Annotated in this window: 22 protein-coding genes and 1 tRNA gene; 11 read left to right on the top strand and 12 right to left on the bottom strand. The window is 68.4% G+C overall.

The window, feature by feature from the left end; all coding sequences use genetic code 11:
• Positions 1-41 precede the first annotated feature (41 nt).
• The gene (locus ASD38_RS02440) at positions 42-2,288 is read left to right on the top strand and encodes a glycosyltransferase (RefSeq protein ID WP_056457250.1); all 2,247 of its coding nucleotides are present in this window, start codon (positions 42-44) and stop codon (positions 2,286-2,288) included.
• Positions 2,289-2,296: 8 nt separating this feature from the next.
• Positions 2,297-3,328 carry an acyltransferase family protein gene (locus tag ASD38_RS02435; RefSeq protein WP_162252118.1) on the top strand — a complete coding sequence of 344 codons (1,032 nt, stop codon included), beginning with the start codon at positions 2,297-2,299 and terminating at the stop codon, positions 3,326-3,328.
• Positions 3,329-3,355: 27 nt separating this feature from the next.
• On the opposite strand, the gene ASD38_RS02430 is transcribed toward ASD38_RS02435, so the two are convergent.
• Positions 3,356-4,717 (bottom strand): O-antigen ligase family protein, encoded by a 1,362-nt coding sequence (locus ASD38_RS02430; protein WP_162252117.1) that lies wholly within the window; start codon positions 4,715-4,717, stop codon positions 3,356-3,358.
• Positions 4,718-5,041: 324 nt separating this feature from the next.
• Here ASD38_RS02430 and ASD38_RS02425 point away from each other — a divergent pair, with 324 nt between their 5' ends.
• Positions 5,042-5,956: a glycoside hydrolase family 16 protein gene (locus ASD38_RS02425; protein WP_082560642.1), complete on the top strand. Its 915-nt coding sequence runs from the start codon at positions 5,042-5,044 to the stop codon at positions 5,954-5,956.
• 23 nt (positions 5,957-5,979) lie between these two features.
• Here the strand turns inward: ASD38_RS02425 and ASD38_RS02420 are convergent, their stop codons facing one another.
• On the bottom strand, positions 5,980-7,443 hold the full coding sequence (locus ASD38_RS02420; RefSeq protein ID WP_056443915.1) for a lipopolysaccharide biosynthesis protein: 1,464 nt from the start codon (positions 7,441-7,443) through the stop codon (positions 5,980-5,982).
• A gap of 163 nt (positions 7,444-7,606) precedes the next feature.
• Here ASD38_RS02420 and ASD38_RS02415 point away from each other — a divergent pair, with 163 nt between their 5' ends.
• The 5 genes from ASD38_RS02415 to ASD38_RS02395 all read left to right on the top strand — a co-directional run bounded on the left by ASD38_RS02415 (position 7,607) and on the right by ASD38_RS02395 (position 12,528).
• A complete protein-coding gene (locus tag ASD38_RS02415) occupies positions 7,607-8,659 on the top strand; it encodes a phosphoribosyltransferase (protein WP_056457239.1) in 1,053 nt (350 codons plus the stop codon).
• Between the two features lie 72 nt (positions 8,660-8,731).
• Entirely contained in the window at positions 8,732-9,991 is a 1,260-nt protein-coding gene (locus ASD38_RS02410; RefSeq protein ID WP_056457236.1) for a glycosyltransferase family 2 protein, read from the top strand.
• On the top strand, positions 9,988-11,112 hold the full coding sequence (locus ASD38_RS23670) for a glycosyltransferase (RefSeq protein WP_056457233.1): 1,125 nt from the start codon (positions 9,988-9,990) through the stop codon (positions 11,110-11,112). Before ASD38_RS02410 ends, ASD38_RS23670 begins: the two co-directional genes overlap by 4 nt.
• Positions 11,112-12,149 carry a glycosyltransferase family 2 protein gene (locus tag ASD38_RS23665; protein WP_056457230.1) on the top strand — a complete coding sequence of 346 codons (1,038 nt, stop codon included), beginning with the start codon at positions 11,112-11,114 and terminating at the stop codon, positions 12,147-12,149. Before ASD38_RS23670 ends, ASD38_RS23665 begins: the two co-directional genes overlap by 1 nt.
• Before the next feature lie 97 nt (positions 12,150-12,246).
• Complete coding sequence (locus ASD38_RS02395) at positions 12,247-12,528, top strand: hypothetical protein (protein ID WP_156390531.1); 282 nt, start codon at positions 12,247-12,249, stop codon at positions 12,526-12,528.
• Here the strand turns inward: ASD38_RS02395 and ASD38_RS02390 are convergent.
• Positions 12,525-13,469 (bottom strand): D-glucuronyl C5-epimerase family protein, encoded by a 945-nt coding sequence (locus tag ASD38_RS02390; protein WP_056457225.1) that lies wholly within the window; start codon positions 13,467-13,469, stop codon positions 12,525-12,527. The genes ASD38_RS02395 and ASD38_RS02390 overlap by 4 nt on opposite strands.
• A 355-nt stretch (positions 13,470-13,824) precedes the next feature.
• On the opposite strand from ASD38_RS02390, the gene ASD38_RS25030 reads away from it, so the two are divergent.
• Positions 13,825-14,028 (top strand): 2-oxo acid dehydrogenase subunit E2, encoded by a 204-nt coding sequence (locus ASD38_RS25030; RefSeq protein ID WP_200941451.1) that lies wholly within the window; start codon positions 13,825-13,827, stop codon positions 14,026-14,028.
• 229 nt (positions 14,029-14,257) lie between these two features.
• On the opposite strand, the gene ASD38_RS23660 is transcribed toward ASD38_RS25030, so the two are convergent.
• The 6 genes from ASD38_RS23660 to ASD38_RS02365 all read right to left on the bottom strand — a co-directional run bounded on the left by ASD38_RS23660 (position 14,258) and on the right by ASD38_RS02365 (position 21,923).
• Entirely contained in the window at positions 14,258-14,416 is a 159-nt protein-coding gene (locus tag ASD38_RS23660; RefSeq protein ID WP_156390530.1) for a hypothetical protein, read from the bottom strand.
• Positions 14,417-14,420: 4 nt separating this feature from the next.
• Positions 14,421-16,865, bottom strand: a complete 2,445-nt coding sequence (gene ppsA, locus ASD38_RS02385; RefSeq protein ID WP_056457220.1) for a phosphoenolpyruvate synthase — start codon at positions 16,863-16,865, stop codon at positions 14,421-14,423.
• A gap of 157 nt (positions 16,866-17,022) precedes the next feature.
• Positions 17,023-17,577, bottom strand: a complete 555-nt coding sequence (locus tag ASD38_RS02380) for a cytochrome b (protein ID WP_056443895.1) — start codon at positions 17,575-17,577, stop codon at positions 17,023-17,025.
• A 76-nt stretch (positions 17,578-17,653) separates the two neighbouring features.
• Complete coding sequence (locus ASD38_RS02375) at positions 17,654-18,853, bottom strand: efflux RND transporter periplasmic adaptor subunit (RefSeq protein WP_056457217.1); 1,200 nt, start codon at positions 18,851-18,853, stop codon at positions 17,654-17,656.
• Between the two features lie 2 nt (positions 18,854-18,855).
• On the bottom strand, positions 18,856-21,219 hold the full coding sequence (locus ASD38_RS02370) for an ABC transporter permease (protein ID WP_235523741.1): 2,364 nt from the start codon (positions 21,217-21,219) through the stop codon (positions 18,856-18,858).
• Positions 21,216-21,923, bottom strand: a complete 708-nt coding sequence (locus ASD38_RS02365) for an ABC transporter ATP-binding protein (protein WP_056457215.1) — start codon at positions 21,921-21,923, stop codon at positions 21,216-21,218. The genes ASD38_RS02370 and ASD38_RS02365 overlap by 4 nt, the downstream gene beginning before the upstream one ends.
• Positions 21,924-22,086: 163 nt before the next feature.
• On the opposite strand from ASD38_RS02365, the gene ASD38_RS02360 reads away from it, so the two are divergent.
• Both ASD38_RS02360 and ASD38_RS23655 read left to right on the top strand, forming a co-directional pair.
• Positions 22,087-22,365: a hypothetical protein gene (locus ASD38_RS02360; RefSeq protein WP_056457212.1), complete on the top strand. Its 279-nt coding sequence runs from the start codon at positions 22,087-22,089 to the stop codon at positions 22,363-22,365.
• Between the two features lie 268 nt (positions 22,366-22,633).
• On the top strand, positions 22,634-23,530 hold the full coding sequence (locus ASD38_RS23655) for a hypothetical protein (RefSeq protein WP_156390529.1): 897 nt from the start codon (positions 22,634-22,636) through the stop codon (positions 23,528-23,530).
• A 337-nt stretch (positions 23,531-23,867) separates the two neighbouring features.
• Here the strand turns inward: ASD38_RS23655 and ASD38_RS02355 are convergent, their stop codons facing one another.
• From ASD38_RS02355 to ASD38_RS02345, 3 genes are all read right to left on the bottom strand, one after another.
• Positions 23,868-24,248: a hypothetical protein gene (locus ASD38_RS02355; RefSeq protein WP_056457209.1), complete on the bottom strand. Its 381-nt coding sequence runs from the start codon at positions 24,246-24,248 to the stop codon at positions 23,868-23,870.
• Between the two features lie 152 nt (positions 24,249-24,400).
• A tRNA-Arg gene (locus ASD38_RS02350) sits at positions 24,401-24,477 on the bottom strand.
• Between the two features lie 60 nt (positions 24,478-24,537).
• A complete protein-coding gene (locus tag ASD38_RS02345) occupies positions 24,538-25,854 on the bottom strand; it encodes an NCS2 family permease (protein WP_056457207.1) in 1,317 nt (438 codons plus the stop codon).
• Positions 25,855-25,857: the final 3 nt, after the last annotated feature.

The raw sequence follows: 25,857 nt of genomic DNA, 5'->3' as shown, positions 1-25,857 counted from the left end.
AAGCGGCAAAGGCGCGCAGGTCGCGCCGGGAGCCTGAAGCGGTGATCGACCTCGTCGAAGAGGCCCGGCTCGGCGCCGCGGGGGCGGCCCCGCCGCGCGCGCCGCGCGTCAGCGTCCTGATGGCCAACCACAACGGCTCGGCGTTCATCGCCGACGCCCTGGCCTCGATCCAGCGCCAGACCCTGAGGGACCTGGAGGTCATCGTCGTCGATGACGGCTCACGCGACGACAGCGTGGCCATCGTTCGGCGCTTGGCCGCCCTGGATCCCCGGATCCGCCTTCTGGAGCGCGACCGCAGCGCCGGGCCGGGCGCGGCGCGCAACGCGGCCCTGGCTGTCGCCCGGGGGGACTGGGTGGCGGTGGTCGACAGCGACGACCTGATCCATCCCGAACGCTTGAAGACCCTGCTGACCAAGGCCCAGGCCGACGGCGCGGACATCGCGGTCGATGACCTGCTGATCTTTTCCGAGGACGAAACGGCGCCGCCGCGCGCCCTGCTGTCTCGGATGCTGGGCGGCGCGCCGCGCTGGATCGACCTGCCCGCCTTCGTCCGATCCAACCGATTGTTCGGACGCGAGCCGGTCCTGGGCTTCACCAAGCCGCTGATCCGGCGCGAGGCGCTGCGGCTCGCGGCGGTCGCCTACGACGAGGCGCTGCCCGTCGGCGAGGACTACGACCTGCTGGCGCGGGCGATGGCCAGGGGGCTGCGCCTGAGGGCCTATCCGGACCTGACCTATTTCTACCGCAAGCACCGCGTGTCGATCTCGCACCGGCTGGACGAGGCGCGGCTGGAGGCGATGGCCGCCAACGCCGCGCGCTATCGCGCCGAGGTCGAGGTCTCGCCGACGCTGGACGCCGCCCTGTCCGTCCGTGAACGGAGCATCACGGCCGCGCGGGGCTTTGTCCGGATCGTGGCCGATCTGAAGCGCGGCGCGATCCTGAAGGCCCTGCGGACCGGCCTGCGCTCGCCAACCAGCGCGGCGTTGCTGACCATCGTGGTCGGCGACCGTTTGACGGCGCTGGCGCGAGGTCCCGCGACGCCGCGCCGGACCTCGGCGGCCGGGCGGGTGGTGGTGTTGTCGCGCCAGAGGGTGATCGGGTCCACCAATGGCAGCTCGACCTACCTGCTGAGCTTATGCCGGGCGCTGAAGGCGCGCGGACTGTCCCTGGAGTTCCTGGGGCCCAGCCCCGGGACGTTCGGGCGCTGGCCCTGGATGCGGCTGACGCCGGAAATGGCCGTGTTCGATCGGGTGCGGGTGCGCGGCGGATGGCGGGTCGGCGACCTGCTGATCGCCCAGGACCCGGCCGTCCTGGGCTCGGCGTTGCTGACGGGGCTGGAGCGCCTGCTGGCCAAGCTGAAGCTGAAGTCCAGCGGGTGGGTCAAGCCCGCGCCCTACGCCGTCAGCGCGGCGGCCGCCGATGTCGACCGGCTCTACGTCGCCGAACGGGCGCGCGGCGCGGGGGCCATCGTGGCCGACTACGCCTTCCTGACGCCGCTGGCCCCCTACGCCCTGACGCCGGGCGCGCCCTGCTTCGTGGTCATGCACGATCTGTTCTCCAGCCGGACGGCGTCGTTCGCCGCCGTGGGGGCCACGGACTCGGTCGCCACGCTGGACCCGGAACGCGAATTCGAACTGTTGTCCCAGGCCGACGCCGTGGTCGCCATCCAGGAGACCGAAGCGGCGGCGGTCAGCGCCGCCAATCCCAACCAGAAGGTGATCGTCGCGCCGCTGGCCGCCACGCCCGTCGCCGCCGCCAGCCCCGGCGAGGGGCCGCTCCTGCTGTTCGTCGGCAGCAACACCGCGCCCAATGTCGTCGGCTTGAGATGGTTCTTCGACCAGGTCTGGCCGACCGTGAGGGCGGCGCAACCCGAAGCGGTCCTGACGGTCGCGGGCAATGTCAGCCGGGCCTTCGCCACCGTTCCGCCCGGCGTGCGGATGCTGGGACCGGTGCCGGACCTCGATCCGCTCTACGCCCGCGCCGCGGTCGTGGTCTCGCCGCTGACGACGGGTTCGGGACTGAAGATCAAGGTGATCGAGGCGCTGGGGCGCGGCAAGGCCATGGTCGCGACCTCGGTCAGCCTGCAGGGGGTGGAGGAGCTGCTGCGGTCCTGCGTCCTCCGGGCCGACGATCCCGACCTGTTCGCCGCCCATGTGGTCGGGCTGCTCGCCAGCGCCGACCGGCGCGTCGCCCAGGGCGAAGCCGCGCTCGATCGCGTTCGCCGCAGCTTCTCGCCCGACGCCTGCTACGGCGAATTCGTCGAAGCCATCGCCGGCGATGCGTCATGAGCGAGGTCATGCTGGATCAGGCACCGCCCGCCACGCGCGCGGTCGCGACCGTCGAGCGCGACCGCATCCAGGTCATGCGCGGCCTGGCCTGCCTGCTGCTGGTCCTGTTCCACGTCATCGGCGGCAACGCCCATGACGGCCTGCGGGTCTCCGACGACGGATGGATCCGCAAGGGGCTGGACCTGCTGCTCTACATCCGCATGCCGATCTTCGGCTTCCTGTCGGGCTATGTCTACGCGCTGCGGCCGACGGAGCGCGGCCGGCTGCTCCCGTTCCTGAGGGGCAAGGCGCGGCGATTGCTGCTGCCCCTGGCGACGACCTCCACCCTGTTCTTCCTGACCTGGAACGCCCTGGACGGCGCGCTCGTCCAGCGGCTGCCGGAGATCTGGCGGATCTATGTCTTCTCCTACGAGATCTTCTGGTTCCTGCAGGCGATGGCCTTGATCTTCGTCGGCATCGCCGCGCTCGAGGGGCTGGAACTGCTGCGTCGTCCGGCGGGCGTCGTCGCGGCGGCGGTGACCGCCTATCTGCTGGCCACCCAGTTCGAGATTGTCTCTTTTCTGTCGATCGGCGGGGCCCTTTATCTGGCGCCCTATTTCCTGCTCGGCCTCGCCGCCTGCCGCTTCAAGCCGATGGAGGCGCGCGGCGTTCCGTGGGTGGTCGCCGCGATCCTGATCTGCGCCTTCGCGCTCCACGCCTGGAAAGTGCTGACCCTGCCGCACCTCCAAAGCGTCGGCCGCGTTCACCTGCTCTCCCCGCTGGTGGGCGGCGGCGCGTCCTTGCTGCTGCTGCGATACATTCCCACCGACTGGCCCGGCAGCGGCTGGCTGGCCCGCGTCGGCGATTCCTCGTTCGCGATCTTCCTCTTTCACATCTTCTTCGCGACCGCTTCGCGCCTGGCGCTGACGAAGCTGGGCGTGACGGATCTGGCGACGCTGGTCGGGGTCGGCATGGCGCTGGCGGTCGCCGGCCCGATGGCGCTGGAAGCGCTGCTGAAGCGCCACGCCGTCACGCGTCGTGTGTTTCTCGGGCTGAATTGATCCGAGGCGCGGGGGGCCTGGCGACGATCACGATCGCGGCGCCGGCCGCGCGGCCGGCCGCCTCCCTGGCCGCCCCGTCCCGCGATCGAGGATCGCCGGCGTTCGCCGAACCGGACGCGGTCGTGAGCCAGGGGCGGGCTCAAGGTCGGCTTCCGGTTCGATCGCGGCGCTCTCGCGCCAGCCCAGCCATGCGGAGAACGTCAGAAGGAACAGTTGCACCGTCATCGGGGCGAAGGGCAGGAAGACGTTCTCGACCTTGGCCCGGATGGTCAGGATCAGGAACATGGTCGCCAGGAAGGCTGCGGGGGCCGACGGCGCGACGACGGCCCGCGCGACGGACTTGACCCCGGCCAGGGCGAACAAGGCGCAGAACAGCGCCGCGCCGATCAGGCCGAAGTCCACCGCCCATTCGCGATAGGTGTCGTGGAAGTGGAAACCCTTGCCGTCGGCGACGCCCGCCCATCGCAGCAGGCCGATATTGTCCGCGCCGCCGCCCAGCCAGGCCGAGCGGAAACCATGGCCGAGCCACGGGCGTTCGGCGATCATGCGGTCGGCATGGGCCCAGAGATAGTCGCGGCCCGTGAGCCCCGGGTCCTTGTGCAGCACCGTCGTCGAAAAGTGCTGGGCCCCCTCCAAAAGGAGCGAGGAGCCGATCGCCAGCGGGATCATGGCGGCGACCAGCGCGAAAATGGCCAGGGCGCGCCAGCGAACGTTCAGCACGGCGAACGCGGACAGGCTGGCGAAGAGCAGCACGCCGAGCGCCGCGGTGATCAGGCCGCCGGCCGACTCGCCTCTCAACAGCACGAAGCTGGCGACGGACGCGCCCAGCAGACCCAGCAGGCGCACCGGCGCGGGCTGCTCGCGGTCGACCACGGCGGCGATGGCCCCGGCCAGGAGCAGCTGGGCCAGGACGGCCATGGCGTTCTTGGAGCCCAGTATGCCGATCAGCACGGGCCCGGTCGCCGAAACGCCGCGCCGTCCGTCGGCGATGCAGACCAGGCAGATGAACAGCGCGCTGAGAAAGATGATCCGCACCAGGGCCCGGGTCGACAGCGCGCCGACCACCGACATGGCGATCAGCGCCGTCAGCAGCATCTGGACGCCGTAGCGCAGGCTGACCTCGGGGGCCGTCGACCAGATGACGGAAAGGCAGGTGACCAGCGGAATGACCAGCAGCGGCCAGGCGCGCGCCAGGGTCGTCGCCAGGGTCAGCGGCCGGATGCAGATCAGCAGGGCCAGGACGCCCAGCTGCAGGATGATGTTGATCGGGCCGAGGATCGCCGTCCAGGTCAGGACCAGGGCGAGCAGGCTCAAGGCTTCGGCGGCCCAGGGCGCGTCGAGCGGGTTGCGAGCCGAGAGTTCGGAACGGATGCGGCTGATCAGGGCCATGTCGCCTCGGTCCAGGAGAGCGGTTTCACACGCGCGAAGGAGCACGCGGCCGATCGCCAGCATCACTCCGCTCATCGTTGGCGATCAAGAGCTGATTCGCCGCCGGAAAGCTTAGCTATATGTATATGTCATGATCGTAAGTACATCATGTGATAATGTGAGCAGTAAGAGATGATATAATCATCACTTCATCGCTTTGTCGGGCGCAAACGTGGCGATATTGTGAAACGCGCGGAGGCCTTTGGATATTTCGCGTGATTTTCCATTGTCGTTGATGGAGGATCTTTTTGGGCGGGGCGCCCTATCTTAAGCATTGGAGCGCCAATGAGCTCAGCCCCCAGACGAATGCGCGCCGTCGGCATGGCCGTGGTGGTCCTGGCCGGCGCGGCCTCGGCGCTCGCCGCCTGGCCTCAGGAGTCGGTCGGCGGACCGCCCGCGGGTTTCTCCCTGACGCCCAGCTTCAACGAGGAATTCGATGGCGCGGCTCTCGACACGACCCGCTGGCGCACGGCCTATCGGACCGACGGCGTGACGCCGCCCACGGTGGCCAATCGATCGCTCTACGGCAATCGCGAGCGTGAGCTCTATTTCGATCCGGCGTTCCTGGGATTGGGCGTGCAGCCCTTCTCCGTCGCCGACGGCGCCTTGACCATCACCGCGGCGCCCATGTCGCCGTCGGCGCGCGAGGCGGTGGCCGCGGCGGTGGCTCAGCAGCCTGAGTCGATCCGCAACAGCCCGCTCAAGGACGTCAGCTACAGCTCGGGGCTGATCACCACCAAGGGAAGCTTCTCCCAGCTCTACGGATATTTCGAGATCCGGGCGCGCTGGACCGGCGGAAAGGGACTTTGGCCGGCCTTCTGGGCGTTGCCGGCCGACGGCGGCTGGCCGCCCGAGCTCGACGTCATGGAGGCGCTGGGCCATGAGCCGACCACCGTCTATCAGAGCGTCCACTCCAAGCAGACCGGCGCGGCGGTGGGCGACACCACCCGCGTGGCCGTGGACGCGGGCACCTCGGCGTTCCACACCTACGGCATGTTGTGGACCAAGGACGAAATCCGCTTCTATCTCGACGGGCGGCAGACGGCGGCCAGGCCGACCCCGACCGACGCCCACAAGCCGATGTATCTGATGGCCAATCTCGCGGTCGGCGGCTACTGGCCCGGCGATCCGACCGCGACGACGCCCTTCCCGGCGACCATGACCATCGACTACGTGCGGGCCTGGAAGCTGGCCGAATAGAGCGCGTCGGGCCTTCGCCCGGCTCAGGCGAGCTTCCGGCGGCCCAGACGCTGGCCGGCCATCGCCACCAGGCCCAGGCTTTCCTTCAGGATGGCGCGCCCGGTCGACGAGACGAACAACGCGCTCGCCACGCCGAGGTACGAGACGGCGGCGGCGATCGCCAGATCCAGCAGCGGCCACCCTGTCGAGGTCAGGCGCAGGGCGGCCAGCGGGATCGCGGCGACCGCGCCGGCCGCCGCGAACGGCGCGGCCAGGGCCCAGATCTGCCGCGTGCGGACCGGCCCCTCGCGGCCGGCGTACCACCACAGGGCCGGCAATCTCAGAAAGACGTCGCTGAGCGCATAGGCGGCCGCCACGCCGATCGCGCCCCAGGGCAGGCCCGCGACGAAGGCCGCGATGCTGGTCACGGCGTTGAACAGGCCCCAGCGGGCGAACTGGCCCGTGCGCTGCTGGCTGACGAACAGCCAGCCCAGGGTGTTGCTCAGCGGCTGGGGCAGCGCCGCCAGGCCCAGCCAGGCGAAGATCGGCGCGGCCCCGGCCCATTCATGGCCCATGAGCACCGGAATCAGCGTGTCGGCGGTGAAGATCAGGAACAGCACGCCGGGCACGGTGATCAGCAGGATCTGCTGGGCGGTGCGGCCATAGGCGTGGCGATAGCGCTCCGGCTCATCGACCAACCGGGACAGGATGGGGACCATGACCCGGCCGATCGGGTTGTTGATCTGTTGCAGCGGCAGCAGGAGCAGCTTGTAGGCCCGGTCGTAGAGGCCCAGCTCGGCGGCCCCCGCCACGCGGCCGATCAGCACGTTGTCGAGATTGCGGGCGAAGAAGTTGGAGATGTTGAAGGTGGTGACTCCCCCGCCCAGCCTCAGCATGGCGCGCACCTCGGCGAACGGCGCGGGTCGGCCCGGACGCCAACCGGTGAACAGCCAGGCGCCGACCATGCCCGCCGACATCGAGGCCGTCGTCGCCGCGAACAGAGCCCAGACGCTGGGCCGCCACCAGGCGATCAGCACGCCCGTGGCCAGACCGATGACGGCCGAGGCGCTGTCGATCATCGCCAGGGGCTTGAAGCGCATGTCCCGGGCCAGCAGGGCGAAGTGCTGCGAGCCCAGTCCGGCGATCACCACGGTCGCCGCCAAGGCCACGGTGAGGCCGACGACCTTGGACTCGCCGTAGAACAGGCCCAGCAGGGGGGCGCTCGCGGCCAGCAGCAGGCCCAGCAGCGCCGCGACTCCCAGATTGATCCAGAACAGGCCGCTCATCTGTTCGCGCGTGATCTCGCGCGAGGTGATCACCGCCTGGGACAGACCCAGGTCCTGGAACACCATGACGAAGGCGGTCAGGGGCATGACCATCGCGAACACCCCGAAATCCCCGGGGCTCAACAGCCTCGCCAGCACCACGACGGAGACGAACTGGACGACGACCTTCACGGCTTGAGCGGCCCCGGTGACCGCCGCGCCGCCGACCGCGCGCGATTTCAAGGCGCCGACCGGGGGGGCTGCGCGCTCGGCTTCATCATCGCGCCTTGAAGGGGCCATCTTCGCTCGCTTTTCCTTGCGGGCGCTACCCACGCCACCTCGAACCGGCTATGTTCGCAGTTGCAGCATAGGCCGCTATGGCCGTGACGCGTCAAGTGAGGCGCCAATGCATTATCGATCCATCGCGGACTTGAACGCCACGATCACCCGTAACCTAAGGAAGATACCCCCCGATATCGACCTTATTGTAGGCATACCGCGTAGCGGCCTTATTCCGGCCAACATGCTAAGCTTGGCCTTGAACTTGCCATTGGCCGATTTGGACGGATTCCTGCAGGGACGAATACTGGCCAAGGGTCGGACTCGCCCGTTACAAAGCTTGACCGGCGATGGAGGCGAATATCGCCGGATCCTGGTCGTCGACGACAGCATCAACTCCGGCGGATCGATGCTGGAGGCGCGGCGAAGGCTGGCCGAGGCGGGCCTTTCGGACAGGGTTCTATTCTGCGCGGCCTACGGCCTGGGGGCCGAACATCCCGAGGCGGACATCGTCCTGGAGACGGCGCCCCGGCCCCGGATGTTCCAGTGGAACGTCATGCATCACAAGTTCCTCGCCGACGCCTGTCTCGACATCGACGGGGTGCTCTGCTGCGATCCGAGCGAGGTGGAAAACGACGACGGCCCCCGTTACGAGGCCTTCCTGCGCGACGCCCGGCCGTTCCTGCGACCGACCCAGAAGGTCGGCCATCTGGTGACCAGCCGGCTGGAGAAGCACCGGGCCGCGACCGAGGCCTGGCTGGCCGAGGCGGGGATCGCGTACGGCAAGCTGTGGATGCTGGACCTGCCCAGCGCCGAGGAGCGCCGCCGGCTCGGCGCCCACGGCGGCTTCAAGGCCAAGGTCTATGCCGGGCTCGACGCCACCCTGTTCATCGAGAGCGAGGAACGCCAGGCCGTCGAGATCGCGCGCCTGTCGCGCAAGCCGGTGCTGAGCATCGAAACCCAGACCATCCTCTATCCGGACCGGCTGGAGGACCAGATGCGCATGCGCGAACGGCTGGCCGCCCGCGACCGCCTGCGCGGCGCGGTCGAGACTCCGCCCCCGCGCACGGCGCTCAAGCGCGTGGCCCGGCGACTGCTGGGCCCGTCGCTGTACGGCGCCCTGGGGCGGGCGGCGCGCCCGGTCGACCGCGCGGCCGCGGCCAACCGACGGGAGGTCTGAAGCCACGCCACGAACGTGGAAGTCGTCACCGGGGGGGCGCTCGGTTTCGCACCAACGCCTTGGGAGCTCGACTTGGTTTCGCCAACCCACAGCTCGACCGCGCCGCTGCCGGTCAGCATCATCGTACCCACCTTCAACCGCGCCCGCCTGCTGGGCGAGGCGTTGAACAGCCTGGTGGCCCAGAGCCGCCCCGCCGCCGAGATCCTGGTGGTGGACGACGGCTCCGACGACGACACCGCCACGGTCGTCGAACGCTTCGGTCCCGCCGTCACCTATCTGCGGCAGGACAACAGCGGCAAGGCCGCGGCCCTCAATCTGGGCCTGTCGCTGGCCAGCCAGGACGCCGTCTGGATCTTCGACGACGACGACATCGCCGCGCCCGAAGCGCTGGAGCGGCTTTATGCGCCCCTGGCCGCCGACCCCGGCCTCGATTTCACCTACGGCCTTTGCGACAAGTTCGAGGGCGAATGGCCGTCGCCGCTGAGCGAGCCGAACACCTCCTACGAATCCGGCGATCGCGCTGCCCTCTATGTGCGGCTGATGGAGGACTTCTTCATCTGGCAAGGCTCGATGCTGGTGCGCCGGCGGTGCTACGCGGCCGTCGGCCCCTTCGACATCCGGCTGACGCGCTCGCAGGACTATGAAATGAACCTGCGGCTGGCCCGGCGCTTTCAGGGGCGAGGCCAGCCGTTCGTGGTCTTCCACCAGCGGCATCATGCCGGCGTGCGAGGCCCGCGCGCGGCCAGCGTCGGGGCCGACAAGGTGGAGGCCGCCTGGCGAAGGTTCAACCAGATCATCTTCCGCGACCTGCACGCCAGCCATGATCTGATGGAGTTCTATGTCGAGGCCGATCCCGCCGTCGATCCCCGACGCAAGCGCCTCACCGCCCTGTTGCAGCGCGCCTGCATCATGGCGCGCAAGGGTCTGTGGGATCTGGCGGCGGTCGACATGGTCGAGGCGGCGGAGCTAAGCGCCCGACTGCGGGTCGCGACGCTGAACGAACAGGAGACCGCGGCCCTGCGGCGGGTGTTCCAGAGCGGCGCCCGCTCGACCTTTTCCAACGCGGACGAGGCGTCGACCTTCTTCGGCACGATCAAGCTGTTCGCCAGTCGCCGGCAGGCCTCGCAGATCGCGGGCAACCTGCTGCTGCCGGTTTCGCACCGGCTTCGCAAGCTGCTGACCCAGAAGGCGAGCCGGGACGAGGCCGGACAGGTTCTGCTGCTGCTTTCGCACCTGCTGCGACCCGGCTATCTGGCCGAATACTGGAAGGCGCGGGGCCGGCGATTGTTCATGTACCGGGTCACGCCGCTGGGCTGCGAGGCGCCCGCGTGAAGGTCGCTTATTTCGTCCACGATCTCGAGGACGCGGCGGTGCGTCGTCGGGTGCGCATGCTGCGCGCCGGCGGCTGCGAGGTGGCTGTGCTCGGGTTTCGCCGCGCCGCCGCGCCCGTCGACCAGGTCGAGGGCGTCCCCGCCACGGACCTTGGCCGGACCCACAACGCTCGGCTCGCCCAGCGCGCGGCGGCGGTGGCGGTCAATCTCCTCAAGGCCGGCCGCCTGAAGGCCCAGGTGGCGGGCGCGGACGTCGTTCTGGCGCGTAATCTGGAATGCCTGGCCCTCGCCGCCTGGGCTCGCGAGCTCCACGCGCCGGGCGCGAGCCTGGTCTATGAATGCCTCGACATCCATCGGACCCTGTTGGGCGCCGGGCTCGCGTCGAGAGCCTTGCGCGCCGTCGAACGGGGCCTGCTGGCTCGCTGCGCCCAGGTGATCGTCAGTTCTCCGGCCTTCGTCGAGCGCTATTTCGCGCCTCGGCAGGATTGTCGCGCCCCCGTCCTGCTGATCGAGAACAAGGTGCTGGCGGACGTGGCCGCCCCCGCGCGACCGGACCCGGACGCCGCGTCGTCCGGGCCGCCTTGGCGCATCGGATGGTTTGGCATGATCCGCTGCCGCAAGAGCCTGGACCTGCTGACCCGGCTGGTTGAACGCGGCGACGGGCTGATCGAGGTGGTGATCCGCGGGCGGCCGTCCTACGACGTCCTGAGCGACTTCGACGCGGTGATCGCCCGAACGCCGGGCCTGCGGTTTGGCGGACCCTATCGGCCCGAGGCGCTTCCGGACCTCTATCGCGGGGTGCATTTCACCTGGGCGGTCGACTATTTCGAGGAGGGGCTCAACTCCTCGTGGCTGCTGCCCAATCGCCTCTATGAGGGCGGCCTGAACGGCGTGCCGGCCATCGCGCTGGACGAGGTCGAGACCGGCCGCTGGCTGGCGCGGCGCGGCGCCGGGGTGCTGATTTCCGATCCGGAGCGGGAGCTGCCGGCCTTCTTCGAGGGGCTGACCGAGCCCGACTATGTCCGTCGACGACGCGCGACCTGCGCCATTCCGCTCTCCGACCTGGTGGCCGATCGGGCCGATTGCCGCCGCCTGGCGACCAGCCTGGGAGGCGCGCGCTGATGGCCGTCGACGGACGCGACGTGCTGGTCGTGGTCCCCTGCCTCAACGAGGCGGCGAACCTGGCGGGTCTCCTGGACCACCTGCTGGCGGACACGGCCGTCCGCGAGGCGCTGATCGTCGTGGCCGACGGCGGCAGCACGGACGCCAGCGTGTCGATCGTCGAGGCGATCGCCGCCCGGGAGCCGCGCGTGCGCCTGCTGGCCAATCCGGACCGCATCCAGAGCGCGGCGATCAACCTGGCCGTCGCGCGGTTCGGCGGGGACCGCCGCTGGCTGGCCCGCATCGACGCCCATGCCGGCTATCCGCCGGCCTATGTGTCACGCCTGGTCGTCGCGGCCGAGGCGACGGGCGCGGTCTCGGTGGTGACGCCCATGCGCACGGTGGGTCGCGGCTGCTTCCAGAAGGCCGCCGCCGCCGCCCAGAACTCCAGGCTCGGAACCGGCGGCGCCGCCCACCGCGGCGGCGCGGGCGGCGGCTGGGTGGATCACGGCCACCACGCCCTGATGGCGATCGAGGCTTTCCAAGGCGCCGGGGGCTATGACGAGGGCTTCAGCCATAACGAGGACGCCGAACTGGACTTGCGGCTGGCCCAAGGCGGCGGGCGGATCTGGATGGCGGCCGACCTGGCCATCGACTACCACCCCCGCTCGGACCCGGGGTCGCTGTTTCGGCAGTACCTCAACTACGGCCAGGGCCGGGCGAAGACCGTGGCGCGTCATCGGACCCCGCTGAAGATCCGCCAATTGGCTCCGCTGGCGGTCGCGCCCGCCGTATTGGGCGCGGTTCTGGCCGCGCCCCTGGCGGCGCTGACGCCGTGGGCGCTGGCGGCGGCGCTGCCGGCCCTGGCCTGGGCCGCCCCATGCCTGGCGGGCGGCGCGCTGGTCGGCTGGCGGACCAGGGAGCCCTGCGCTTTCGGCTCGGGCCTGGCGGCGATGATCATGCACCTGGGCTGGTCCGTCGGCTATTGGCGATGGCGGATCACGGGTCGGACCCCGCCGCGTCGGCTGCCTTTCGCGCAAGTCGATGTCGCTGGCTGAACCGATTTGCCGCCGGCGCAAGAGCCGCGCGTTTTGCAGCATTCCAGTGGACCATGGCTTCATGCTGCATCGCGTCCCGGCGTCCGTGGGGCGGACGATGGCGCATGAGATCCGGCGCGTCCTCAAGCCGGAGGGGCGCGCCTTGCTGGTGGACTTCGGTCCGCCCAAGGCCTCCGAGCGCGACGTGTTCCTCCCCGGCTCTCCATCGGGCGTCGTGACCAACGAGGGCAACTCGTGGAACTACGCCGCCTCGGCCCCCTCCAACGGCAACCTGCCGATCGGGACCAAGGTATGGAACACTGCGGTTGTAGCCGGCGGCGCTCCGGGCTGGGTGAGGGTGTCCGGAGCTTGGAAGGCTATGGCGAACGTCGCCGCTTAGTGCTTCGTCGCCCTGTAGGTGAAGTCCTGGCGGAAAGCCTTGGCTTCACCACACAGGGCATAGTCAGACGTCACGGCGCATAGGGCCTCGGCCATGATCACCGCTCGCTCCTGGCCGTAGTCGGCCATCGCGGGAAAGTCGCGGGAGTAGCCGAAGTAGCCCTCGGGCCGACGCTGCAGCGGGAGCCAATGCGCCATTGTGGTGATCCCGGCCTCAATCGGGACGTCGTACCGGTTCGACTTGGTGATTCGACGATACTCCAGCATGGCGAACAGCGCCCCCATGTGGCCGTTGTAGACCCCCAGGGCCTTGGTGCCAGCGATGATCTCCTCGAACCACAGGTAGCCCCCTGAATCGACCGTGAAAAGCCTCTGGCTCCCGCTGGTGTCGGTGATCCCGTCCAGCATCTTCTGCGCCTTCAGCAGATAGGCGGGCTTCTGCGTCATCTCGTAGAAGTGCATGTAGCCAATCGCCGTCATGGCGTTGGCGAACGCACCTCGGAACCCCGGCGGCATGGAGATCTCATCTCCGACGTCATAGCCGAACTTGTGGACGATCTGAGTGGCTCCCGATGGCAGGGTCTCGGTCCGCTCCGCGGCGACGGCGTCGAGGTTGAGCGCCATCCGCTCATAGACCGGTAGGACGCCCTTGCGGTGGCTCTCGCCCAGAATAACCCCTGCGTTCAGGGCGAAGGTGTACGGATTGAAGGACTGCCCCCTCTTCACCCAATCAGCCGGCCAGGGCACCGGGTAGTCGGTCGGACTCTGAGGGGTCCAGCCGTCGTTGGTCGAGGGGGCTAGGCTGATGGGCCCCGCTGCGTCAAAGCCAAGCTGCAAGGTGTAGTCGTAGCAATTGACCTTCACGCCGCCGACGAGGGTCACAGGACCGGCCGCAGCTGGGACGGCCACTACCAAGGCCAGAATAAACACAAACGCGCGCAAACGATCGTTTCCAAAATTACCAGGTTGACGAGACGCCGATCGGGGCGGTGTAAAACTGGACTGTGATTTGACCCAGCCTCGCTTCGGCGGGGCTGGGCTTTTCGCGTTTCACCCGCTCGTTCTGGATGGGGTGCGCCGCCGTATGCCGGACCTGTTCGTGTTAGGACTATCCACCCAACCCCTCCCGCGTCTCCATCTGCGAGGGCACCCGGGCGAGTATGAGGTCGACAGCTACCGAACGCGGGGTAGACGGCTGCGATCCCAACACTGCTGGCGTTCGAGCAAGATGGTAGACCGCCGCTCTCCGAAAAGTCGAGCTCCAATCAGGTGATCGATCACTGGCTGAATATGTCTCTTGGCTCGGGAAGTCGCGCACGAGCGCCCCTGGGTCGTCGACGGCGCCATCAGCCCCCGACCGGTGGTGACCATTACAATCGCCGCCGATCATCGCGTGAGCGACGGTCATCGGGGTGGGCTGTTCCTCGCTGAGATCGGCCGGATATCCCCGATACCGACGCCGCCGAGTTGGCGACGATCAATGGCGCGGTTGCCTACTTGACGCGCAAGCGCGGCGCTACGCTCTCAGGCTGAGGCGGCGGCAAGGCGCCGACCAGCCTCTGTTCGATTGATGAAGGACACGGGGACACCTCCTGAAGGCGGTGCGCAGTCCTGGTCCAGGCACGCCTTGAAGGCGATCAAAATCTCGCGGGACCGGCTGAGCCGAGCTCAGAGCGGCTTTGGCCGAAACCGCCGCCAAAGCTCGAGGCTTCCCAGCAGGTCCTGCAGGGCTACGACGCCGACCACCGATCCAAGATGCACCACCGGCATGCGCTGGACGCAAGGGACCAGGCGGTGAACAGCGCCATGATCACCCAGCTCATGTGGATCCGGGCCTGCATGCCGAGCAGGGAGAACGGCGCGGGCGGCTTGGCGCGGGCCTTGGGCATGGGGTCAGGTTCCGACGGCTTTGGCGATCGAAGGACCTGGTGATGCGACGATCGAAACGGAATTTTCCGCATCGAACGCCACCGCGAGCGTTCGCGGCAGGCTCTGCGGATTGACGCTGATGGAATCGATGCCCAGGCCGATCAGGAAGGCCGCAACCTCTGGATAGGTGGCCGGCGCCTCCCCGCAGATGCCGACGTGGCGGCCGTTTCTGTGCGCGCCCACCACCGCCTGCCGAAGCATCTCCATGACACCGGGATCGCGTTCGTCGAAGTCGAAGGCGACGGTCTCGGAATCCCGGTCCACGCCGAGCACCAGCTGGGTCAGGTCGTTCGAACCAATGGAGAAGCCGTCGAACAGTTCAGCGAAGGCGTCGATCTCGATGACATTGTTGGGGATCTCGCACATGACGTAGACTTCCAACCCGTCCTCGCCGCGTTTCAGACCGTTCACGGCCATCGCGCCGAGCACCCCGCGGGCCTCGTCCGTGCGCCGGCAGAAAGGAACCATGACCTTCAGGTTGGTCAGCCCCATCTCCGCGCGGACCCGCCGCAGCGCCTCGCACTCCAGCGCGAACCCCTCCGCGTACAGCGGATGGGCGTACCGCGCGGCGCCCCGAAAGCCCAGCATCGGGTTCTCCTCCACGGGCTCGAAGGCCTTGCCGCCCAACAGCCGGGCGTACTCGTTCGTCTTGAAGTCCGAGAGTCGAACGATCACCGGCCGCGGGTGGAAAGCGGCGGCGATGACGCCAACGCCTTCCGCAAGCCTTTCCACGAAGTAATGCCTTGGCGAGGCGTAGCCCTTGCTCAGTCGACTGACAGCCGCGCGCTCGCGCGCCGAGACGACGCGATCCGGATGCGCCGCCGCCATCGGGTGCAGCCGGATCTGCTCGCCGATGATGAACTCCAGGCGCGCGAGACCGACGCCGGCGCTCGGCAATTGGGCGAACCGAAACGCCAGGTCCGGCTGCGCCAAGTTCAGCATGACAGGGGTCTTGGGCTGCTTGAAGTCCGAGGCCTTCAGACGCTGCACCTCGAAGGGCACGTCGCCCTGATAGACCCGGCCGGTGTCGCCCTCGGCGCAGGAAACGGTCACGCGAGCGCCGTCGACCAGACGTCCGGTGGCGTCGCCTGTTCCAACCACCGCCGGAACGCCCCGCTCACGCGCAACGATGGCGGCATGGCAGGTCCGCCCGCCGCGATCGGTCACCACGGCGCTCGCGCGCTTCATCACCGGCTCCCAGTCCGGGCTGGTGGCGGCCGCCACCAACACCTCGCCCGGCTGAAAGGCGACCAGATCGGCCGGACCTCGAATGACCCGGATCACGCCGCTGGCGATCCGCTCTCCGACCGCCTTGCCGGAGGCCAGCACGACGCCGGAGCCCGTGAGCCGAAAGGTCTCCAGGCCCGCGCCGCGCTGCGAGGCCACCGTCTCCGGTCGCGCCTGCACGATGTAGAGCCGGCCATCGCCCTCGTCCTTGGCCCATTCGATGTCCATGGGCGTTGGTCGCCCGGCGCGCTGCGAGTAATGGTCCTCGATACGGATCGCGACGTCAGTGAGCGCCAGGACCTCCGCGTCGCTCAGGCAATAACGATCGCGCAGACGCCGCGCGACCGGGAGCGTCAACAGGCCCGCGCCGTCACCCTTCGGATCACAGACCATGCGGCTCTGCTTGGCCCCGAGGCTGCGGCGCAGAACGGCACGGAATCCCTGCCGAAAGGTGGGCTTGTGGACATAGAACTCGTCGGGATCGACGCGCCCCTGGACGACGCTCTCCCCCAGGCCATAGGCGCCGGTGACGAACACCACGTCGCGGAAGCCGCTCTCGGTATCGAGGGTGAAGATCACGCCGCTCGCCGCATGATCGGACCGGACCATCCGCATCACCGCCACCGAGAGGAAGACCTTGAAATGGTCGAAGCCGTTGTTCACGCGATAGACAATCGCGCGGTCGGTGAAAATCGAGGCGAAGCAGCGGCGGCAGGCCTCCACAAGCGCGTCCTCGTCACGGATGTGCAGGAAACTCTCATGCTGGCCCGCGAAGCTGGCGGTCGGCAGGTCCTCGGCGGTGGCCGAGCTGCGCACGGCGACGCTGAGGTGGGGACCGGCGGCCTGCCGCAAGAGACGGTAGGCGGCGATGATCTGAGCTCGCAGGGCCTGTCCGCCCGTGGCCTGGTAGACGATTTCGCGGGCCTGCGCCGCACGCCGGCCGAGCTCGGCCACGTCCTCGATGTCAAAGGCCAGCAGCGCCTGGAGTTTCGGCCAGGCGTGCGCCTCCGACAGCGCATCGCGATAGGCGGCGGCGGTGATCGCAAAGCCGTCCGGAACCCGAACTTCCCCGTCCCGGAGCAACTGGCAGAGTTCGCCCAACGAAGCCGTCTTGCCGCCTACGCGAGAGACGTCGCTCAGCGTGAGAGCGTCGAACGGCGCGATGTAGTCGGCACGAGGCATGTCCGTCTCCAGACTTGATCTGACGCCGCAGGATGGGCTTGGGAAATGCTCTCGCCTTGAGCAGGATCAACGCCGAACGGACCATCGCGCCATGACCTCGAGATCAACGGCGGGCCGGCGCCCGCGCGCGGTCGGGGCGCGGGATCACCTTTGGGGCCTATGGGGCGCCGCGGACCCAAAGCATCCGCCGGAGAGTATCGTCGCGGTTCAGCAGCAGGTGCTTGAGCGCACCGGCCACATGCAGGACGATAAGCGGCCAGAAGAGCTTGGTCACCGCGCCGTGGATTTCCTCGGCGGCTTCGTGCAACCCGTCTAGACGGGTTGCGAACGGGCTCGGGATCGCGAAGAGGTCGAACACCTCGATCGGCCGGCCGGCGGACCAGATCACCAGCGGGCCGGTGATTAGCAGCGCCGCGATCATCAGCAGGAACAGCCCCTGGACCACCTTGGCGGCGAGCCGCAGCGCCCGTTGGCGCTCCAGAGGGCGGGGCGCAGGTTGCGAGGCGCTCCACAAGAGCCGCGCCAGAAGGAAGGTGAACAACAGGACCGCCACCGAGACATGCAGGTGCTGCGCCTGGAGCTTCTCCGCCCGTCCCGCCGCGGCCTCCATCCGTTCGCCCAGGAGGTAGAGGCCGACGACGCCGACGGCGCTGATCCAGTGCAGGGCGATGGCGATCCAGCCGTAGGCGACGCGGGTGTTACGAATCTGCATGGGCGGCCTCCTGGCTCCGCGCCGAAGCGGATCACGGCTTCGCCACCGGAGCCTTGATCTGGCGCAAGCTGGAGCTTCAGGGTGTCCGCTGGCGCACGCGGACGCCGTCCGCGACCTTATCGGAGGGGAAGACCACCAGCCGTTCGTCGCCGCGGAGCCCCTTGCGGATCTCCGCCTCGCGGTCCGTCATCGCGCCGACCTCCACAGGCGTCAGGCGCGCCCGGCCATCGGCGACGCGGAATACGGCCCAGCCGCCGTCCGACCGTACGAGCGCGCCGAGCGGCGCCTTCACGGCGCTGGCTTCCCGGCGCAGGATCACACGTCCCCACAGGCGGTAGCCCGGCCCCAGCCGTGACCATCCGGCGGGCGGGCCTTCGAACCGCAACAGCACCAGCACCCGCTGCTCCTCTACGCCCAGGGCGGATACCTTGGTGAACCCTTGGGGCTCCACACGTCGAACGATCGCCGGAAGACTCCCCTCGCCGCCCCAGTCGAACACCTCCGCCCGCATTCCCTCGCGGATGCGCACCGCATCCTGGCTCAGGAACTCGACCGCGGCCTCCAACCCACTTTGATCGCCGATCTCGACGAGCGGCGTGCCCACCGCCATCGTGCGCTCACTTTCCTGCAGCACGCGGGTGACATAACCGGAAGCCGGGGCGAGCACGGGAACGGCCCGAGCGCGCTCGGCTTCTGGTCCCATCAAGGCCGACCGGGCGGCGGCCAGCTCTGATTGGCGCACGCTCAGTTGCGCGGTCGCCGCGCGCACCGCGGCCCGGGCGGCGCGCGCGCGGGCTTCCGCGGCGTCGAGAGCCTGTTGGGCGGCGAAGCCCTGGGCGGCCAGGGCCTGCGCGCGGGCAAGCTCGCCGTCGGCGCGGTGGCCTTCGGCCGCATAACGATCCAGATCGGCCCGCGCCGCGCCGACGGCCGCCTGAGCGGCCGAGACGCCCGCCTGCGCCTGGGCGCGTGATTTGGGATCCAGGAGGTCCGGGCTCGCCGGCTGGATGCGCGCCACCACCGTCGCGCCCGCCGTCACGCGGTCGCCGACGTGCAGGTCGACCCGCTCCAGCCGTCCCGAGACCGGCGCGGCGACCACATAGGCTTCGAGCACCCGCGCCGCGCCCTGATCCGCGATGCTGTCGGCGATCGGACCTAGGCGGACGGTCTCGATGTCGACGGCGACAGGCCGGGGGGCAAGCAGGAGCCCGAGCATCGCCGCGACGACGACCGCGACCGCCGCGCCCAGGCCCCACCGCACCCACTTGATCCTGGACATCGTCAGTCCCTCGTCTTCAGCACGGATACGAGGTCGAAACTCCAGATTCGACGCGCCACCAGGACGCCGGCCCCTGTGACGGCGGTCAGATAGGCCAGGAGCGAGATGCCGTAGCTGCGGGCGCCGATGATCGGCGGCAACCGCACCTCGTCGCGCGAATAGGCCGCCACCAACCCGTGGGCGAGCGCCTGGCCGCCCAGCAGGCCGAGCGGGATCGCGACAAGCGCCAGCACCGCCAGTTCGCCAACCAGGATGTAGGCGCACTCACCCTGGCCGAAGCCTAGCACCCGAAGGGTGGCCAGGTCGCGCGCGCGCTCGGAGAGCGCGATGCGGCCGGTGTTGTAGGCAACCCCGAAGGCGATAGCGCCGGCGAAGCCCACATAGAAGCTGACGGTGACGCGGAACGCCTCGGCCATGGCCCGCCGCCAGTTCGCCACCGTCTCGTCTCGGGAGGACGAACCCACGATCTGCGGCGTCCGCGCGATGGCGCGGTAGAAGTCGGCGCGACGATCCTCCGCCACCTGCAGGTGCGCGCCGCTGGCCAGATCACCCTCACCCATCAGGTCGTTCAATCGCCGGCGGTCCATATAGGCGGAGAAGCCGCTGTAGTCTCGCGCCAGGCCGGTGATCGGCAGCACCGCCGCCGGGCCGCGTCCGTCGATCACCTCCACGCGGACAGAATCGCCGGGGCGCAGGCCGAGCCGGTCGGCGAGCGCCTCGCTCACGACCAGCCCACGGCCCTTGAACGGCGCCCGTCGGTCGTGGTCGTCCAGGGGCCGGTCAAGAACTCCGTCGGGTTCGAGACCGACGACGCGGGTGAGTTCCGCTCGGCCGTTAGCCTTCAATCGGGCGGCCACGACACGGACGGGTTCAGCCGCGAAAGCCCCCGGCAGGCGGGAGATCTCGCCGAGCGCCACGATGCTCCGCGCCTCCGCGAAGCTGATTGATTCACTCCAGCGCTGGGTGCGGTAGTAAGCTTGGTCGACCACCTTATCGAGGCTATCGAAGAGGAACTGGGTGCCCACCAGCAGGTTCAGACTCGCCGCCAAGCCGAGGGTCGCCAGCAGGCCGCGCACCGGGAAACGCTCAAGATTGCGGATAATCACTCGCGTCGCCTGGTCGACTGCTGGACCTCGGATCAGCCGGTCCAGGGGCCCCGCCCGGTAGGTCGCCGGCCGCAGGGGTTGCATGGCCACGGCGGGGGAGAGCGCGGCCGCGCGCCGCACGGCCGCGAGCGACCCGGCGAGCGTCGCCATCACGCCCACGGCCGACGCGCCGGCGAAAGCCAGCCCGTGAAAGCGCACAGCCAGGACCGGGAAGCGGAAGTACTCGCGATACTGGTCGACGATGGCCGCCCCCAGCGCCCCCCCGACCAGGCCGCCGGCGAGAGCGCCTAGCAGGCCGATCGCCACCGCCATCCGCAAATAGGGCGCCGCGGCCTCTCCATCGCGATAGCCGAACGCCTTGAGCAGACCGATCTGCTCGCGTTCGGCGTCGACCAGCCGCGACACCGTCAGGTGAACGAGACCCGCGGCGATGATCAGAAAGATCGGCGGCAGGATGGAGGCGGAGGTCGAGAGCTCCTTGAGCTCGGCGGCCAGAAAGGCATGGGAAGCCTGGTCCTCGCGTGCGTAGGCCGCCCGACCGCCGTAGGGCGCCAGGATCCGGTCCACGTCCGCCAGCACAGCCGGGACCGAGGCGCCGGGCGCAAGCTTCAGCGCCACGGTGTTGAATGCGCCGTCCATGCCCGCCGCCCGTTCGACCGCCGGCCGGGGCGCCCACAGGACCGCTTGGTGAGCGTCGTCCGGCATGAACGACTCCGGTGCGGGGACGTAGACGTATTCTGGCGACAAGACCGCGCCGACGACGGTGAAGGTGAAGGCGCGGCCCTGCACTACGGCGGTGAGCCGGTCGCCCAGCTTCACTCCGGCGGCGTCCATGAAGGCCTTGAGGGCGACCGCCTCGTCGATTCGCCGCGGCTCCGGCATCCGGCCGCGGGTCAGGCGGACGCGGTTGAGGGCATGGTCCTCGTTCTCCGGGAGGGAGATGAGGCGCGCCACCACCGGCCGCGAAAGCCCTGGGACATTCATGAGCCCGGCTTCAAGGATGCGGACGTCCGCCGCCGTGACACCGTCGATCCCGGTCAAGTCCCGGAGGCGGGAGATCGGCGCGCGCTTGGTCTGAGCGAAGGCGTCGGCAAATCGGGTGTCCGAATAGAAGGCCGCCTGTGCGTCCATGAGCGCTCGTTGGGCGGAGAACGACATCACCGCCACCGAGACGCCGCAGGCGATCAGCAGCGCGATGGCCATCATCTGCCACTTGAGGCGCCACAGATCGCGCAAGAGCTTGCGGTCGAGCGGCTTCACCAGGTCATCTCCCGCGGAGCGCGCTTGTTTCTGTTGCGCTCGACCTCGGTGATCCGCCCGTCGCGGAAGCGGATCACGCGATCGGCCATGCCGGCGATGTCGGCGTTGTGGGAGACGATCATGGTCGTTGCGCCCACGTCCCGGGTCACCTCGGCGATCGCCTCCAGCACCCGCACCCCGCTCTCGCTGTCGAGCGACCCGGTGGGCTCGTCGCACAGCAGGAGCCGCGGCCGCTTGGCGATGGCGCGCGCCACCGCCACGCGCTGCTGTTGGCCGCCCGAGAGCTGTGCCGGGAAATGGTCGAGCCGGTCCGACAGCCCGACGCGCGCCAGGGCGTCCTCGGGGGTCATGGGATCGCGGGCGATCTCGGTGATCAGCGCCACGTTCTCCCGCGCGGTCAGGCTCGGCACGAGGTTGAAGAATTGGAAGATGAAGCCGACCGACGCGCGCCGGTAGCGGGTCAGCTCGCGATCACTGGCCTGGGTCAGCTCCAGGTCCTGAAAGCGTGCCGAGCCCGAGCTCGCGCGATCTAGGCCGCCCAGGATGTTCAGAAGCGTCGACTTGCCCGATCCCGACGGCCCCAGCAGGACGAGCGTCTCGCCGTGGACGATTTTGAGGTCGACACCCCGCAAGGCGTGTACATCGCCGGCCGAGGTCGAATAGACCTTCGCCAGATCGCGCACGTCGAGAGCAGCTTCGGTCATGCGGACACGGTCTCCGGAGCAGGGCGGCTGCCCCTGATCGCTACAGACCCGCCCTGGACCTGCCTTGACCTGACGCAAGTTCGACATCGGGGCCGTCGCGCAGCTCGCCCTTCATCAAGGAGCACCCCGCGCCCGCCGAGATTTGTCGGCATTGCGCCCCGCCATGCGGGACGGGCTCGTCGGCCAGGGCGCCGAAGGTCTCAAGGACCGCATCAGGGAGTTAGAGGCGATCAAGGTGGAGGCCAAGGCCGACGCCGATCGCGCCGAGGCCGCGATCGAGAAGCTCGGACCCATGATCACGCCCAAGAGCATCGAGCGCATGGCGACAGCGGCCCGCGAGGGCCTACGAGACGCGGACGGCAAGTATCGCCGCGCCCACGTGCGCTCGGCGCGTAGAGGCGACCACGCCAGCGACCACGCGGGCGAGGATTGGGCCTGCTAGCCGCGCCTTGACGCCCACTCATCGACCAAGTCTCGCAGCGCTTGGGCGGCGACGTCCGCCGGCTGTCTGCGCCCTTTCGGCGCACGCTTCGAGCCGAACGCGCTGGTGACGCACACGTCCTTGCCCTCCACTTCCCAGGTCCCACGCCACTTCTGACCACGGGCGTCAACGCTAAAGGTGTATCCGTGAGGTGTGAGCATGCCGGGGCAACGTGCCGCCGAGCGAGAACGCTCCGACTCAGGTACCTTAACCAAAAAATGGGGGATTCATGGCCGCGAATGAATTCATTGAACTAACATTTACAAATCACGATCCAAACGATCATGGAGTGATATTTGCGAGGCTTGTTTCAGTAACGAACATCGTCTCGCGTTCAATCCAAGAAATTGCTGCAGAAATTGGAAATATACCAGCTGTAGATCAGCCGCCGGAAACCACCCTCATCCTTGACGCCAGCCCTAGTGTCGGCAGTCTGAAGCTGCGATTTCGCGTCGACATCGCGGGTGAGATCTTCGTCCGGGATCCCAAGTCGCCTACAACGAGGGCTGGCCAGTTTTTGACGGTGGATCGTGGTTTAAACTTTGCTGCGGTCGTTATTGCACTGTTCCTCAGCGATTGGGGAACCCTCTCAAAGAATTTCGAAATGCTCGGGAAGCCTGCGGTATCTGAGCAAGAAAAGGCGATCGATACGCTGGCCAGCTCGCTTCAGGGACACACTCTTCCTCGTGCGCAGGAGCTTGCGGTTGCGGCGCAACAGACTGGTTGCGCCTCCGTCACCATACAATTCGCCGACTACCCGCCGATTGAATTGGCCCAGGGGGCACGGACGAGCGCGGCTCTGATTTCGAAGAGAGCTGGAGGGGCCAGACTGGAATTTCCTCACGAAATTTCCGGCGCATTGATCGCGCCGTTCCCGGTCAAATTCCAGGGCCGAGAAGCCTTGGCCTATGTAGGTCAAGTCAAGGGGCCTCACGGCATGGTCAGAGCAACAATCATCTGGCTTTCGAGTAACCCACCGCCACGCGACAGCGAGCGGATGAACGTCCAAGGCGAGGTCGTCAACGACTGGAAGACCTCGGTCGTACCGATGGACGGGGTACCCTTCGAACACGAAGAGACAGCAGGGGTGATTGTTGTGCGACAGTCCGCCCATCCATACCGTTAGTCCCTCGCAATTTCGTGCTAGTTGGAGTCAAACTTTCAATTCTGCGCAACGGTCAGGGCTATCCGACGGATATGTCCGATCATTGTCGAAAGCAGAACGCGGGCAGGCACCAACAGGCGACCTACATTCGAGCATCGGTGTCGATCCAGCCTTCGCATCCTCGCGCCCCACAATGACTGCACCGCAGTTTGTTCCGTATCGTGTGGGGCTGGGTGTGGCCGCCGAGATTGATGATCGCCTTCTCGCGCGGCCATACCTTGTGGTTGCCGCAGCGTCGGCAAGTGATCGTCAGCGGCGATTTGATCCGCTGGAGGGTGGGCCAGATGACTGCCACGCGTCACGACTTCGGCGGGTCGGGCGCGGCGCCGCCCGTCGTCATGAAGCTGTGTCGCGAAGGGCTGTGCTGGCGCATCCGCTCGGCGGACTCCTTGCCGTACAGGATGACGTTCGTCTGGTGCTTGTGGCGCTCCATAGCGTCGTAATAATCGTTGGTGCAGCCCCGCACGTCGATCTGCCTATCCCGACCCCGCGCGCCGCACGCCTCGCACCGCAGGCGGCGGCGGAGAGCGGCGAAGGTGGTGTCAGCGCCATAACGCGCGACGGCGTCTTCCGGGCTGAGGTACAGCGGCGCGCGCGAACATTTGTAGCAGCTGATCACCAGGCGCTGAGGGACCTCTAGAAGCGACGACAGGGTGAGGAGGCGAACGGCGTTCGTCATGACGGCCTCATGAACAAGGCCAGAACATTATCCGGGACTATTCCGCGACTTCGAGTCCCGGAGAATGATTCTGTTCGCTCGCCGTTCCCATTCCATAGGCGGGCCGCAGTCGATAAAATCGACCTTAAGTCATTGATTTTCTATGGAGATTTTGGCGCACCCGACACGATTCGAACGTGTGACCTTTGCCTTCGGAGGGCAACGCTCTATCCAGCTGAGCTACGGGTGCTTCCGCCTTGCGGAAGCGCGGTCTTAGCCGAAAGGCCGCGCCTGCGCAAACGGGTCTTTATCAGCCTTTCGCCAGATAGACGAAGCGGACGACGAACAGCACCGCCAGGATCAGCAGCAGCCAATCGCCCTTGCCGATCTTGCCGGTCAGCAGGCGCAGGACCGCGTAGCTGGTGATGCCGAACGCCAGGCCGTTGGCGATCGAGAAGGTCAGCGGAATGGTGATCAGGGTCAGGAAGGCCGGGATCGCCACGGTCGGGTCGGCCCAGTCGACGTCGACCAGGGCCCCGACCATCATCGCCCCGACCAGGATCAGGGCCGGCGCCGTGGCGGCGGCCGGAATGGCCTGGACCAGGGGCGCGAAGAACAGGGTGACCAGGAACAGAACCCCGACCACCACCGCCGTCAGGCCGGTGCGGCCGCCCGCCGTGACGCCCGCGGCGCTCTCGATATAGCTGGTCACCGTTGAGGTGCCCGCCGCCGCGCCGATCATGGTCGCCGCCGAGTCCGCGATCAGGATGCGGTTCAGGCGCGGGATCGAGCCGTCGGGGGCCTGCAGGCCGGCCTTCTTGGTCACCGCCACCAGGGTGCCGACATTGTCGAACAGGTCGACGAACAGGAAGACGAAGATGATCTCCAGCAGGGCCAGGCCGACCCCGCCCCGCAGATTGAAGGCGCCGACCACGTCCATCTTGAAGGCCGTGGCGGTCAGGTCGGCCAGGCTGGAGGTGGCCGGGGCGATCTTGGCCAGGCCGAGGGCCCAGCCGGCGGCGGTGGTCAAAAGTATCCCGATCAGGATCGCCCCCTTGACCCGCCAGGCCTGCAGCACGGCGATCAGCACCAGGCCCATGATGGCCACGGCGGCGGTCGGGGTGGTCAGGTCGCCCAGGGCCACGGTGGTGGCCGGGTTGGCGACGATGATCCCCGCCTCCTTCAGGCCGATGAAGGCGATGAACAGCCCCACCCCGGCGGCGACGGCCGAGAACAGCGGCTTGGGGATGGCCGCGACGATCATCTGGCGCACGCCGACCAGGGTCAGGATCAGGAAGGCCACGCCCGACAGGAAGACGCAGCCCAGGGCCGTCTCCCACGGCACGCCCATGCCCTTGACCACGGTGTAGGTGAAATAGGCGTTCAGCCCCATGCCCGGCGCCAGGGCCAGCGGGTAGTTGGCGATCAGCCCCATCAGGATCGAGCCGAAGCCGGCGGCCAGGCAGGTGGCGGCGGCCACGGCGGCCACCGGCAGGCCGGCCTCGCCCAGGATCGCCGGATTGACCACGACGATATAGGCCATGGTCATGAAGGTGGTGACGCCGGCCAGCAGCTCGGTGCGGACGTCGGTTCCCTGGGCCTTGAGGCCGAAGAGGCGTTCGAGCATGGC

Source organism: Caulobacter sp. Root487D2Y (assembly GCF_001427165.1).
Classification (GTDB): domain Bacteria; phylum Pseudomonadota; class Alphaproteobacteria; order Caulobacterales; family Caulobacteraceae; genus Caulobacter.
This window is presented reverse-complemented; position numbering and strand designations above follow the sequence as displayed.

Excerpts from the sequence above, each read along its gene's own strand:
- ASD38_RS02345 (WP_056457207.1), bottom strand. The coding sequence starts at position 25,854 with ATGCTCGAACGCCTCTTCGGCCTCAAGGCCCAGGGAACCGACGTCCGC.
- ASD38_RS02355 (WP_056457209.1), bottom strand. The coding sequence starts at position 24,248 with ATGACGAACGCCGTTCGCCTCCTCACCCTGTCGTCGCTTCTAGAGGTC.
- ppsA (WP_056457220.1), bottom strand. The coding sequence starts at position 16,865 with ATGCCTCGTGCCGACTACATCGCGCCGTTCGACGCTCTCACGCTGAGC.
- ASD38_RS02375 (WP_056457217.1), bottom strand. The coding sequence starts at position 18,853 with ATGTCCAGGATCAAGTGGGTGCGGTGGGGCCTGGGCGCGGCGGTCGCG.
- ASD38_RS02435 (WP_162252118.1), top strand. The coding sequence starts at position 2,297 with ATGCTGGATCAGGCACCGCCCGCCACGCGCGCGGTCGCGACCGTCGAG.
- ASD38_RS02380 (WP_056443895.1), bottom strand. The coding sequence starts at position 17,577 with ATGCAGATTCGTAACACCCGCGTCGCCTACGGCTGGATCGCCATCGCC.
- ASD38_RS23665 (WP_056457230.1), top strand. The coding sequence starts at position 11,112 with ATGGCCGTCGACGGACGCGACGTGCTGGTCGTGGTCCCCTGCCTCAAC.
- ASD38_RS02395 (WP_156390531.1), top strand. The coding sequence starts at position 12,247 with ATGGCGCATGAGATCCGGCGCGTCCTCAAGCCGGAGGGGCGCGCCTTG.
- ASD38_RS02430 (WP_162252117.1), bottom strand. The coding sequence starts at position 4,717 with ATGGCCCTGATCAGCCGCATCCGTTCCGAACTCTCGGCTCGCAACCCG.
- ASD38_RS02360 (WP_056457212.1), top strand. The coding sequence starts at position 22,087 with ATGCGGGACGGGCTCGTCGGCCAGGGCGCCGAAGGTCTCAAGGACCGC.
- ASD38_RS02425 (WP_082560642.1), top strand. The coding sequence starts at position 5,042 with ATGAGCTCAGCCCCCAGACGAATGCGCGCCGTCGGCATGGCCGTGGTG.
- ASD38_RS02415 (WP_056457239.1), top strand. The coding sequence starts at position 7,607 with ATGCATTATCGATCCATCGCGGACTTGAACGCCACGATCACCCGTAAC.
- ASD38_RS02365 (WP_056457215.1), bottom strand. The coding sequence starts at position 21,923 with ATGACCGAAGCTGCTCTCGACGTGCGCGATCTGGCGAAGGTCTATTCG.
- ASD38_RS23655 (WP_156390529.1), top strand. The coding sequence starts at position 22,634 with ATGGCCGCGAATGAATTCATTGAACTAACATTTACAAATCACGATCCA.
- ASD38_RS23660 (WP_156390530.1), bottom strand. The coding sequence starts at position 14,416 with ATGCCCAAGGCCCGCGCCAAGCCGCCCGCGCCGTTCTCCCTGCTCGGC.